Genomic DNA, 12,182 nt, shown 5'->3' on the forward strand with positions numbered 1-12,182 from the left:
CGCCCGGGCCGGCACGCGAGGCGTGCAACCGGCGGCAGGAAGGCTTACCTTGGCGCGACCTCGGCATGAACGGCTTCGGGGATGGAGGAATTGCGGGTGCGGCAGTTGGGGATCGGTCGGATCGCGACGACAGGCGGGGTGGCGCTGTTGCTGCTGGCCCTGGCCGGGCCGGCCGCGGCCGCGGTCGATCTCGGCAACCTGTCGGCCGACGACATGCGGGCGCTGCAGCGCATCCTCGAAACCGAGCGGACCAACGCGTCGAAGCGCCTGCCCTCGGGCATGTCCGTGACGGTGATCAAGACCCAGACCTCGCCGCGCGTCTGCCGCATCTTCCGGATCGGCCGCCAGGGCCAGGAAGGCCAGGCGGTGGGCTGCCGCATCGGCGCCCAGCGCTGGGCGCTGAACGCCTCGATCGATGCGGCCCGGGCCGTGCCGGTCGAGCCGTCGCCGCAGGAGCCGGTGGCGGTGCGGCCGAAGGTGGTGGCCCAGTCGCGGCCGGTCCAGAATTCAGAAGACGACGGCGTTGAAGAGGCCGGGGCGACGCCCGCGCCGGCGGTCTCGGCTCGCAGTGCGGCCCCGGCTCCAGCCCCCGTGCCCGATGCCGGCAGGGCGCCGGCCGAGACCCAGGTGGCGGCTCTGCCGCGGGCACCGTTCCAGGCACCCCGGCCCCTGGCGCGGCCGGAGTCTCCCGACCCGGAGCCGGCGGCCGCAGGGCCGACCCAGGCGCCGGTGCCGCGGGCCCGGCCGACCGTCGGCGGCCCGGCACCCGCCGCGACCGCGGCCCCGCCACCCGCCGCGCCGGTGGTCGAGATCGATCCCAGCCTGCGGGTGCTGACCTCGCCGCCGGCGGTGCCTCCGCCGCTGCCGCGCCCGGGCTCGACCCAGCCCGCCGCCGTCGCTGCGGTGCCGGCCGGGCCGGCACCCGCGGCCGCGCCGCCCACCACACCTGCCGCACCCGAAGCGGCGGCTGCACCCGCGGCGCTTGCCGTTTCGCCCGCGCCGAACCCGGTGGCGGCAGCCCCCGCGCCGAAAGCTCCGGAATCGCTGATCGACGTGCCGCCCGCCGCCTTCGCTCAGACCCCGGCTGTGGAGGCGCTGCTGCCGCGGACGGACGCCATGGCGACGGTGCCGGCGCCCTTCACCGTGCCGCCGCCGCGGTCCCGGCCGGTCGTGGCCGCGGCCCGCCCGGCCCAAAGCGTCGTGACGCCCGCGACCCGGCCACCGCCGCCCGGTGCTGCGGACGTGCCGGTGCCGCGCCGACGCCCCGGCTGAGCCGCGGTTCGTGACGGTTCCGCGCAATCGGCCTGTGCGCCGCCCCGGCGGCGGCCTATAATCCTTGCATGAGCACCGTCTTCATCATCCTTGCCGTGATCTGCATGCTCGGGGTGGTCGCCTCGCTCGCCACCGGCGTGTTCGGCATGGCGCAGAGCGGTCCGTTCAACCGGAAATGGGGCAACAAGCTGATGCAGGCCCGCATCGGCTTCCAGGCCCTGGCCATCCTGTTCTTCCTGCTGGCCCTGTGGACGGCTTGAGCGATCTGGAGATGCGGCAGCCATGGTCACGCTGACCCGGATCTACACCCGCGGCGGCGACGCCGGGGAGACCTCGCTGGTCGGCGGCCGGCGGGTGGCCAAGCACGACCTGCGGGTCGAGGCCTATGGCACGGTGGACGAGACCAATGCCGTGATCGGCCTGGCCCGATTGCAGACGGAAGGCGAGGCCGACGCCATGCTCGGCCGGATCCAGAACGACCTGTTCGATCTGGGCGCCGACCTGGCGACGCCGGAGGAGCCCGCGCCGAAATACCCGCCGCTGCGGGTCACCGCGGCGCAGGTGGAGCGGCTGGAGCGAGAGATCGACGCCATGAACGCGTCCCTGGCGCCGCTGAACAGCTTCGTGCTGCCCGGCGGCAGCGCTGCCTCGGCCCATCTGCACCACGCCCGCACCGTGGCGCGGCGGGCGGAACGGCTGGTCTCGGCGCTGATGGCGGTCGAGGTGGTCAACCCCGAGGCGCTGAAATACGCCAACCGGCTGTCGGACCATCTGTTCGTCCTGTCCCGCCACATGAATGGCGACGGCAAGGACGACGTGCTCTGGGTTCCGGGAGCGCATCGGTGAAAGCCGGTGCGATAACGCACCTGCTGCGGCCGCCTGACGGCGGTTTCTGCGCTTCCGGTGCTCACAGACTCAAACGTCCGCTGCGCGCCGGTTCTCGAAACCACCGCCATTCGACTCACATCAGGCGCATTCTCGCACGGGTTTCGAGCCCATCTGCCCACAGCTTGGGCAAGATGCTTGCGTGGACGGCAGTCGCGTTGACAAGCTCTGTCGGACATCACTATCGTTCGACCTCTTTGCTGCACCGCACCAATGCGGGCGGCCGGCGGGACAGGGACGTTCGGAGCGGAACCCAGGCATGATCCAGACGATCGGCGTCATCGGCGCAGGGCAAATGGGCAGCGGCATCGCCCAGGTCGGCGCCCAGAGCGGCTTCACCATCCGGCTCATGGACGTCGATCCGAAGGCGTTGGAGCGGGCGCGCGAGGCGATCGAAGGCCATGTCGACCGGCTGATCGGCCGCGGCAAGCTGACCGCCGAGGAGAAGCCGGCGGTCCTGGCCCGGATCCACACCGGCTCCGAGTACCAGGGGTTCAAGGATTGCGACCTGGTCATCGAGGCAGCGACCGAGAGCGAGCCGGTCAAGCGCGAGATCTTCAAGCAGCTGGTGCCGCATCTGAACGAGCGGGCGATGGTGGCGACCAACACCAGCTCGATCTCGATCACCCGCCTCGCGGCCACGACCGACCGGCCCGAGCGCTTCATCGGCATGCATTTCATGAACCCCGTGCCGGTGATGAAGCTGGTGGAGGTGATCCGCGGCATCGCCACCGACGACGCGACCTATGAGGCGATCCGCGACCTGGCGCTGAAGCTGGGCAAGACCCCGGCGGTGTCGGAGGATTTCCCGGCCTTCATCGTCAACCGCATCCTGCTGCCGATGATCAACGAGGCGGTCTACACCCTCTATGAGGGCGTGGGCTCGGTCGAGGCGATCGACACCTCGATGAAGCTCGGCGCCAACCACCCGATGGGCCCGCTGGAACTGGCCGACTTTATCGGCCTCGATACCTGCCTGTCGATCATGAACGTGCTATATGACGGCCTTGCCGACAGCAAGTACCGACCCTGTCCGCTGCTGGTGAAATACGTCGAGGCCGGCTGGCTCGGCCGCAAGACCAAGCGCGGCTTCTACGATTATTCCAAGGACGTGCCGGTCCCGACGCGGTAACGGCTCTCACGCCTCGATCGGCACCTTGGTCTCGTACTTCACCCGCGAGAGGTTGAAGCTGGTGCGGAAGCGCTTGATGTTGTGCTCATTGGCCAGCACCCGGCGGCAGAACAGGTTGTAGGCCTCCATGTCGCGGCAGGTGACGACCAGCAGGTAGTCGGTCTCGCCCGACACGAAATAGCACTGCTGCACCTCGGGCTCGGCGGCGATCTTGCGCTCGAAGGCGGCCAGCACGTCCTCGCGCTGGCGGTCCAGCTCGACCCCGACGAAGGCGACGATGGTCTGGCCGACCTTCTCCGGATCGACCAGCGCCACGTCGCGCACCACCACCCGCTCCTGGCGCAGCCGCCGCACCCGCTTCAGGCAGGCCGGCGGCGACAGGCCGACCCGCTCGGCCAGGGCCAGGTTGGTGATCTGGTTGTCCTCCTGCAGCGCATCGAGGATGCGCCGGTCGATGGCGTCGAGCTCGACCGAGGCGGGACGGGTGGGGCTTTTCATGGATTTCCTCGCAGCGGCATCCGGACATTCCACAACGGAAATTCCGGTCGTGCAAATCGAAATCCGTTGCCGATGATTTCGTCATAGCCTCGTTGGAACGAACAGGAGGCGACCATGGATTCACCGGATCTGTCGAACCGCATCGAGGTGCATGACCGGGAAGCGCTGGCGACGGCCCGGGCCGTGCTCGATGCCTGCGCCGATCCGGCGGCGATGGGTGAGGCGGTCAAGGCCGCGGTCGGGCGCAATGCGCAATGGCGCGGCGAGGACTGCATCAACCTGCTGGCGCCCGAGGCGCCGACCAGCCCGGGCGTGCGGGCGCTGCTGGCGGCCGAGATCGGCACCCGCGCGGCAGAAGGCCATATCGGCCGGGTCAACCGCTGGTTCGCCGGCACCCGCCATATCGACGAGGTCGAGGCGCTGTGCGTCGAGCTGCTGAAGCGCCACTTCCGCTGCAACTACGCCGACCACCGGCTGTGCGCCTCGATGATCGGCAACGCCGTGGTCTACACCGCGCTGACCGCGCCGGGCGACGTGGTGATGACCGCGGCGCAGCCGACCGGCGGCCATTCCTCGAACCGGTCCGACGGGCCGGCCGGCGCCATGGGCCGCACCATCGTCGACATTCCGATGGACCCGGAGGAGCTGGTGGTCGACCTCGACCTGTTCCGCCGGGCGGCGCCGCTGGCCCGGCCGAAGCTGGTTGCGCTCGGCCTGTCGATGACGCTGTTCCCGCAGCCGGTGGCGGCGATGCGCGAGGTGATCGCGGAGTGGGGCGGCCGCTTCTTCTTCGACGCGGCGCATCAGCTGGGCCTGATCGGCGGCGGCCAGTTTCAGGACCCGCTGAAGGAAGGCGCGGACATCGTCACCGGCTCGGCCGGCAAGACCTTCGCCGGCCCGCAATCCGGCATCCTGCTGTGGGACGACCCGACGATCACCGAGGCGGTGACGACGGCGGTGTTCCCGGTCTGGGCGGCGACGCACCAGGTCAACCGGGTGGCGGCGCTGGCCCTGGCGACGGCCGAGGCGATCGCCTTCGGCGCCGAGCTACAGGCCCAGATCGTCGCCAACGCGCAGGCGCTGGCGCGGGCGCTGCAGGAGCGCGGCATCCCGATGCTCGGCGCGCATAAGGGCTTCACCACCACGCATCAGGCGATCGCCGACGCCCGCGGTTTCGGCCGCGGCCTGGCGGCGGCGCAGAGTCTGGAGCGCGCCAACCTGATCGTGAACAAGAACCTGCTGCCGGCCGACCGCAAGGAGGACTGGGACTATCCCGGCGGCCTGCGCATCGGCACCATCGAAGTCACCCGCTTCGGCATGCGCGAGCGCGAGATGGAGGCGATCGCCGAGCTGATCGCCCGCGTGCTGGTGCGCGGCGAGTCGCCGGAAGCGGTGCGGCCGGACGCAGTAGCGCTGCGCCACAGCTTCCCGACGATCCACTATTGCTTCGAGAACGGATTGCCGCCGGCATGACTGCGAGAGGGCGGCGCTTGGTCGTTATTGCGGTTCCAGGGCCAGCGCCGTCTCGATCCGCTGCCGCGCCGGCCCGCTGACCCGGCGAATGCCGAACCGGCGGGTGATCTCCACCGCGGGATCCTCGGTGGTGGTGGCGGGACGGGCGGCCCGGATCTCGGCCAGGGCGATCTCCTCGATCGGCCGAATGTCGTCCGGCGTGGCCGGCGGGCGAAAGCCCTGCCACCGCGCCGGCGCGTCCCGGTCATGCCAGACGAACAGCCCTGCCGTCCCGTCCGGGGCCGCGTGATAGCGGCGCGCGACGACCGCCATCACCCGCTCGCGGATCAGCCGGCCGGCCCGCTGGAAGCCGTGCGCCCGGGCGATCCGCTGCACCAGCAGCGTCTCCGCGATCGGGGCCTCGCCGTCGAGCACATGCCCGACGAGCGTCGCCAGCATCTCGTCATAGGAGGCTTCATAGAAAGCATCCGGGTCGATCATCGCCTGATGCGGCGCGAAGTCGGTGATCCTGTAGCCGGGTATCGTCACGGCGCCGCCTGCCGGGACCTGCAGGGCCACGCGGACCGGGGCATCTTCCGTCGGCATGCTCTCGCCGTCGCCGGAAGGCGAGCCGGGCACCGGGGGCGCGGCAGAGTCCGGCGCCGCATCGGCTGTGGGTGCCGGCTCGGCATCGATCGGCACGGCCGGCGGCGGTGCCGCTCTCTCCGCCTCGATCCGTGCCCTCGAGGCGGCCAGTAGGGCCTCCAGGGCCTTGTGCAGCCGATCGGCGGCGCCGGCTTTATCCACCCACCAGTCGGTGGACCAGATCCGGATCAGCGTCCAGCCCAGCCCCTCCAGGATGGCGGCCCGCACCTTGTCGCGGTCCCTTGCGGTGGCGGCGCTGTGATAGGCGACGCCGTCGCATTCCACCCCGGCGAGGTAGTCGCCCGGCCGGTCCGGGTGAACGATGCCGAGGTCGATGCGGAAGCGCGACACGCCGATCTGGGGGACCACGGTCCAGCCGCGGCGCGCCAGCTCGCGCGCCACCGCCTGCTCGAATGGCGAATCAGGACCGCCGACCGAGCCGTGCACCGCTTCGGCTAGGGCGGCGGGGCCCCGTTCGGCGAACTCGACGAAATGCTTGAGGTCGCGGACCGCGCGGGCGCTGGTGCGGTTCAGGTCGATCATGCCGGGATCGAAGGAGGTGAAGACCAGCATCTCCCGCCGCGCCCGGGTCACCGCCACGTTCAGCCGGCGCCAGCCGCCCTGGCTGTTCAACGCGCCGAAGGACATCGACATCGCCTTGCCCCCCGGCTCCGTCGGGCCGAAGCCGATGCCGAGCATGATCAGGTCGCGCTCGTCGCCCTGCACCGTCTCCAGGTTCTTCACCACCACCGGCTCAGTGCGGTCCTCGGCGAAATGCGCTTCGATCTCGGGGCGCTGGCGCCGCGCCTTGTCGAGCAGATCCTCCACCAGCCTCTGCTGGTCGGCGTTCAGGGTGATGATGCCCAGCGTATGGCCGGCGGCGATGAAGGCCGGATCGGTCAGGCGGCGCACGGCCTCGTCGACCATCGCCTGCGCCTCGATCGGGTTGGTCCGCCCCTTGCCGCGGGCATAGACGCCCTCCACCCGCCGCCACTCCACCGCACTGGCGCGGGTGACCGGCGCCGGAAAGGTGACCAGCGAATCCTCGTAGTAGCGATGGTTGGAGAAGGCGATCAGGCTCTCGTGCCGGCTGCGGTAGTGCCAGGACAGGCTGTGCATCGGCACGCCGGCGGCCAGGCACTCGTCGAGGATGCTCTCCATGTCCTCTTCGGTGTCGGCGTCGCTGTCGGTCGCGGTGGCCGATCGGGTGAAGAAGCTGGTCGGCGGCATCTGCCGCGGGTCGCCGGCGATCACGACCTGCGCCCCGCGCGCGATGGCGCCGACGGCGTCCCAGGGCGCGATCTGTGACGCCTCGTCGAAGATCACCAGGTCGAACAGCGCCTGGTCGGGCGGCAGATACTGCGCGATCGACAGCGGGCTCATCAGCATGCACGGCGCCAGCCGGGTGAAGCTTTCCCCCATCTCGGCCGCCAGCTGGCGGATCGGCTTGTGCCGGCGCTGCAGCTGCAGTTGGTGCTTCAGCACCGCATAGCCGTCGCCGCGGCCGACGCTGTCCTTGGCCGGAATCAGGCCGCAGATCCGGGCCCGGACGTAGCGCACGGCCAGCTCGGACAGCCGGCTGTCGATCCGGCGGAACGCCTCGATGCTGTCCATATGGACCGAGGCGGCAAAGCGCGACAGCAGCGGCTCGGCGTCGATCCGAGCGCTGGCGAACCACCGGGCATAGCCGGTCTCGAAGGCCTCCACCGTCTGCTGCGGCGCCAGCGAGCCCCCCTCCAGGGCTGCGACCAGCGGCCCGAGCTCGGCCAGCATCGCCTCGTCGCGCACCCGGCGCCAATCGGTCCATGCCTTGAGTCGCGGCGCATGGCCCAGGACGGCCTGGGCGCGGTGCCGTATTGCCGTGAAATCGCGGGTCGCGGCGGGTGGTTCGGCCAGGCCGTCGAAGCGCTGCGCCACGGCCCCGAACGCTGCGGCGGCCTCGTCCACCCGGGCCTGGCCTGTGGCGATGGCCCCGCCCGGCGCCAGCACGTCGTTGGCGTCGACGATCAGGGTCGACAGCGCGCCACGCAAGGCGGCGAGGTGGTCCGGGCCGGTCGCCGCGGCCGCGATCTCCGCTCGCAGGCTCTCGGCCAGGGCCAGGGAGGATTCGACCGCCGCGCCGTCGGTCGCCAGCCCGGCCCAGCCCGGAATGCCGGCCAACCGCGGCGCCAGCCCGTCCAGGTCCTGCAGCCCGGCGGCCATGGCGTCGAGATGCGGCAGGTCGGCCACCACGTCGACCGGGCCCGAGGCGCCGCCCTGCTGCGCCAGATCGCGGGCGACCCGCTTCCGGGCGAAGCCGGCGAGCGGCCACATCCTCGCTTCGGCCTCCTGCCACGCCGTCCGGATCGCCGCCAGGCCGATGCGGCGGGCCGCCTCCGGTGCATACCGGGCGGACAGCGCCGCCTCGTCGCGGCGATACCGTTCGACCAGCCCGATGGCCGTGCGTACGGCGGCCACCCGGTCGGCGACATCGGGGGCGAAGGCGAAGCGCAGGTCGCGGCCATGGGCCTGCAGCGCCAGCTCGACCAGACTGCGCAGGCGGACCAGCTGGGCCGGCTCCTCGGCAGCCAGCGGCAGGCGGGTCGCCGCCAGCAGCCCGTCGCCCGCCGCCTGCACTGCATCCACGGCCGGCGGCACCGCGGCGGCCGCGGCGACGATCGCGTCCTGCCAGCCATTCGTCCATTCGGCATGGCCGATCCCGTCGAGCAAGCCCGCGAGGCCATCGACATCGTCCCATGCCAGGCCCAGGCGGCGGGCGACGTCGCGCAGCCGGGCCAGGTCGGACTCGCCGTGTTCGCGGCCGGGCGCGAAGGCGAGACGCGGGCTGGTCTCGGTCCAGTCGCGCACCACCCGGCCGATCGCGCCGTGCACGGTCAGGCCGTTCGCGGCACGGCGGTGCAGCAGTGCCACCAGCCCGTTCAACTGGTCGCGCAGGCGCCTGGCTTCGGCCGCCTCGCGCGCCCAATCCTCGGCGTTCATGGTCTCGCGTGTCGTCCAGGCGCGGTCCAGCTGCTTCAGCACCTCGGTCTTGGTGGCCTTGGCCGAATGCAGCTCCAGGCAGAACTCGCCCAGGCCCTTCTCGGCCAGGCGGCGTTGAACCACGTTGAGGGCAGCCATCTTCTCGGCCACGAACAACACGCGCCGGCCCAGGGCCAGGTTGTGGGCGATCATGTTGGCGATGGTCTGCGACTTGCCGGTGCCCGGCGGGCCGTCCAGCACGAAGTCGTGGCCCCGGGCCGAAGCGACGACGGCGGCGATCTGCGAACTGTCGGCCGGGAGGGGAATGAACAGCTCGGCCGGGTCGACCGACTGGTCCAGCTGCTCGGGCCGGGGGAACCCGTCCCGCACCGGGAAGCTCGATCCGTCCCGCTCGATCAGGTGCCGGACCGTCGGGCTTTCCTTCAGCCGGTCGGCGCGGTCGACCAGATCCTTCCACATCAGGTATTTGGCGAAGGAGAAGGTGCCCAGCACCAGTTCCTCGGTCACCTCGAAGCCGGGCAGGTCGCGCACCGCCCGCCGCACGGTGGTCCAGATGCCGGCGAGATCGACGCCGCGCTCATCGGTCGGCAGGGGGCCGTCCAGCCCCGGGATGGTGAACTCGAAGTCCTGGCGCAGCAGCTCGAGCAGGGTCAGGTTGAAGCGCGGCTCGTCCTCATGCTGGACCATCACGACGCCGGACAGGGCGCTCTTCCGTTCCAGCCGGACCGGCAGAAGGATCAGCGGCGCCCGGAAGCTGCGCGGGTCGGACGCCGCCTTCTTCCATTTCAGGAAGCCCAGCGCCAGGAACAGCGTGTTGGCGCCGCCCTCCGCCATGTCGCTCCGTGCCTTGCGATAGAGGTCGACCAACGTGGCGTCGAGCGTCTCCTTGTCCGCCAGCGACAGCACCTCGCCGCGGTCCAGCGCGGCCCGGGCGACATCTGCACGCAGAGCCTCGTGGGTCTGCGCCTCGAACAGCTGCTCATCGCGGCCGCCTGCCGCGAGATCGGGCATCGCCACGATGCGGACCTTGCGGCCCGCCGCCAGGCGATCCTCCAGCGATCCCGGGTCGAGGCAGAGGAGGCGCACGACCTTGCCGCCCTCGGGCAGGTTCAGCAGACGGTTGCTGGTGGTCAGGTTCAGCAGCTTGCGCTGCCACAGCGCGATCCGGCCGGCGGCGGTCACCGGCTCGGCCTCGACCTCCACATCGAAGCCGGGCAGCACCGGGGCCACTTCCAGCGCTTCGACAGCCGGCGGCGCCTCGGCCGCCGCGCCGGCAGCGGCGCCGGCCAGGCTGAGCGGCCGGATCTTCTGCATGCGGGCGCGGCGGACGTCGATCGCCATCACGAAGGGGGCCGGCGCATCCTCGGCGAGCTGCCGCAGCGCCATCCGCTCGGCCTGGCTGAAGCTCGGCGCCGGGGCCTGGGTGGCCAGGGTCGTCTCGAAAACCAGCAGATCCTTCAGGTCGATGCGGCGGCGCAACGCGGCCGATTCGTCGATGATCAGCGTCGCGAACTCGACCGGCTGCAGCCAGACGCCGGTGAAGGCGTGCCCGCGAGTCAGGATGATCAGCGGATTGAGCCCCGCCTGCTCCAGGGCCGCGGCGAACAGCAAGGCGGTGTCCAGGCAGGTGGCGACCCGGCCTTCCAGGATGGCGCCGGGAGTGCGCACCTTCTGGCCCTGCTCCTCGAAGCTGGCCGGCGGCAGGGCATAGGAGATGCCGAAGCCGGCCACCGCGGACCAGATGGCGGAGGCCAGCTCCCACACCCGCTGCCGCGACTTCGCCCCGTAGCCGTCGATGCCCATGGGCCGGCCTGCCCGGCGCAGCACATCCGACGCGGCCTTCAGCACGCGGTCGACGGCCGGATCGTTCGGCATGGCGAAGACGGGCAGCAGCTCCGCCATCGTGCCGGCGCCTCCCCATTCCCCGCGGGCCAGCAGCTCGATCGGATGGACGGCCTCCGCCAGCACCTTCCCGCCTGCCTCAAGGCGCAGCGTGGCGCTGCCGCGGACGCTCTCCGTCAGCGCGCCCAGGAGGGCGGCGACCAGGGTCACATCCCGATCGACGATGCGAAGCGGCGCGCCCGGCGCCAGTCGATCGATGCGCCAGGTCTTGGGCACCAGGAAGGGCGGGTCGGCGGTCAAGGTCAGGGCGGCATCGTCCACGGCCGTCTCCAGCGCGCTGGCAATCTCCAGCTCGCGCAGGACGGGCACGGCATTCTGGTGCGACGCGAAGCCGACCTTGTCGGCGACGACGGCCTTGATCTCGACGGTCATGGATGGACTCGCTTTCCCCCGGTCGACTCTGCCGAGGCCGGGCGCGCGCCGTCAACGTCCCTGGGGCCGCCGGCGGGGTGCTGGCTCAGCTCCCGGCCGTGCGCCGGGCGCGCGGATGGGCGTCGGCATAGACGGTCATCAGCCGCTCGGTGTCGATCCCGGTGTAGCGCTGGGTGGTCGACAGGGCGGCATGGCCCAAGAGCTCCTGGATCGTGCGCAGGTCGCCGCCGCCGGCCAGGAGATGGGTGGCGAAGCTGTGCCTGAGGGCGTGCGGCGTCGCCGAATCGGGCAGGCCCAGCACGGCGCGAAGTTGCTCCATCTGTCGCTGGGCCAGCCGAGGGTTCAGCGGGCCGCCGCGGGCGCCCACGAACAGCGGACCGGTGGCGGCGAGCGGGTAGGGGCAGGCGGCGAGGTAGGCGTCGACCGCCTCGCGCACCGCCGGCAGCACCGGCACCATGCGCTGCTTGCGGCCCTTGCCGGTGACCACCAGCGTGTCGCCTTGCGGCGCCTCTCGCCGGGTCAGTCCCAGCGCTTCGCCCAGGCGCAGGCCGCAGCCATACAGCAGGAAGAGGAGGGCGCGGTCGCGCAGGCCGATCCATTCCTCGATGGCCAGCGTCTCGATGGTGTCGACCGCGGCCAGCGCGTCGGTCACGGCCAGCGGCCGGGGCAGGCGCTTCGGCAGCTTGGGGTTCCGCAGGGATCCGATCGCCGCGTTGTGCAGCACCCCGGCGCGGTCGAGATGGGCCAGGAAGTTGCGGACGCCGGACAGGCCGCGCGCCCGGGTGGCGGCGCCGGCCCCACCGGCGGCCCGCCGCGACTGGAAGGCGCGCAGGTCGGACAGGGCGGCGGCGGACAGGTCGTTCAGGCTGGGCGGCCGGCCGAGATGGTCGGCCAGGAAGCCGACGAAGCGGCCGACATCGCCGAGATAGGCGCGCAGCGTGTGCGGCGACACCCGCTTCTCATCCTCCAGCCAGACCCGCCAGCGGCCGGCGGCGTCGCGCAGATCCGCCGCCGCCGGCCAGCCGGCCATCGAGTCTGGTGAGGG

Annotated in this window: 8 protein-coding genes; 5 read left to right on the forward strand and 3 right to left on the reverse strand. The window is 71.7% G+C overall.

What is annotated here, in order from left to right; genetic code table 11:
* Nucleotides 1-96 precede the first annotated feature (96 nt).
* From QFZ27_RS16375 to QFZ27_RS16390, 4 genes are all read left to right on the forward strand, one after another.
* A complete protein-coding gene (locus tag QFZ27_RS16375) occupies nucleotides 97-1,272 on the forward strand; it encodes a hypothetical protein (RefSeq protein ID WP_429227441.1) in 1,176 nt (391 codons plus the stop codon).
* 68 nt (nucleotides 1,273-1,340) lie between these two features.
* On the forward strand, nucleotides 1,341-1,532 hold the full coding sequence (locus tag QFZ27_RS16380; RefSeq protein WP_429227442.1) for a twin transmembrane helix small protein: 192 nt from the start codon (nucleotides 1,341-1,343) through the stop codon (nucleotides 1,530-1,532).
* Between the two features lie 22 nt (nucleotides 1,533-1,554).
* Nucleotides 1,555-2,118 (forward strand): cob(I)yrinic acid a,c-diamide adenosyltransferase, encoded by a 564-nt coding sequence (locus QFZ27_RS16385; protein ID WP_429227443.1) that lies wholly within the window; start codon nucleotides 1,555-1,557, stop codon nucleotides 2,116-2,118.
* 298 nt (nucleotides 2,119-2,416) lie between these two features.
* Nucleotides 2,417-3,289 (forward strand): 3-hydroxybutyryl-CoA dehydrogenase, encoded by an 873-nt coding sequence (locus QFZ27_RS16390; protein ID WP_429227444.1) that lies wholly within the window; start codon nucleotides 2,417-2,419, stop codon nucleotides 3,287-3,289.
* Nucleotides 3,290-3,295: 6 nt separating this feature from the next.
* Here QFZ27_RS16390 and QFZ27_RS16395 read toward each other — a convergent pair whose 3' ends face one another.
* Nucleotides 3,296-3,787 (reverse strand): Lrp/AsnC family transcriptional regulator, encoded by a 492-nt coding sequence (locus QFZ27_RS16395; RefSeq protein WP_429227445.1) that lies wholly within the window; start codon nucleotides 3,785-3,787, stop codon nucleotides 3,296-3,298.
* 114 nt (nucleotides 3,788-3,901) lie between these two features.
* Here QFZ27_RS16395 and QFZ27_RS16400 point away from each other — a divergent pair, with 114 nt between their 5' ends.
* Nucleotides 3,902-5,260: a serine hydroxymethyltransferase gene (locus tag QFZ27_RS16400; RefSeq protein WP_429227446.1), complete on the forward strand. Its 1,359-nt coding sequence runs from the start codon at nucleotides 3,902-3,904 to the stop codon at nucleotides 5,258-5,260.
* Nucleotides 5,261-5,284: 24 nt separating this feature from the next.
* Here the strand turns inward: QFZ27_RS16400 and proA are convergent, their stop codons facing one another.
* Together proA and QFZ27_RS16410 are read right to left on the reverse strand one after the other, a co-directional pair.
* Complete coding sequence (gene proA / locus QFZ27_RS16405) at nucleotides 5,285-11,137, reverse strand: anti-phage protein ProA (RefSeq protein WP_429227447.1); 5,853 nt, start codon at nucleotides 11,135-11,137, stop codon at nucleotides 5,285-5,287.
* A gap of 85 nt (nucleotides 11,138-11,222) precedes the next feature.
* Nucleotides 11,223-12,167 (reverse strand): tyrosine recombinase XerC, encoded by a 945-nt coding sequence (locus QFZ27_RS16410; RefSeq protein ID WP_429227448.1) that lies wholly within the window; start codon nucleotides 12,165-12,167, stop codon nucleotides 11,223-11,225.
* Between the last annotated feature and the right edge of the window lie 15 nt (nucleotides 12,168-12,182).

Origin of the sequence: Inquilinus ginsengisoli (assembly GCF_050434925.1) — a bacterium.
Classification (GTDB): Bacteria; Pseudomonadota; Alphaproteobacteria; order DSM-16000; family Inquilinaceae; genus Inquilinus; species Inquilinus ginsengisoli_B.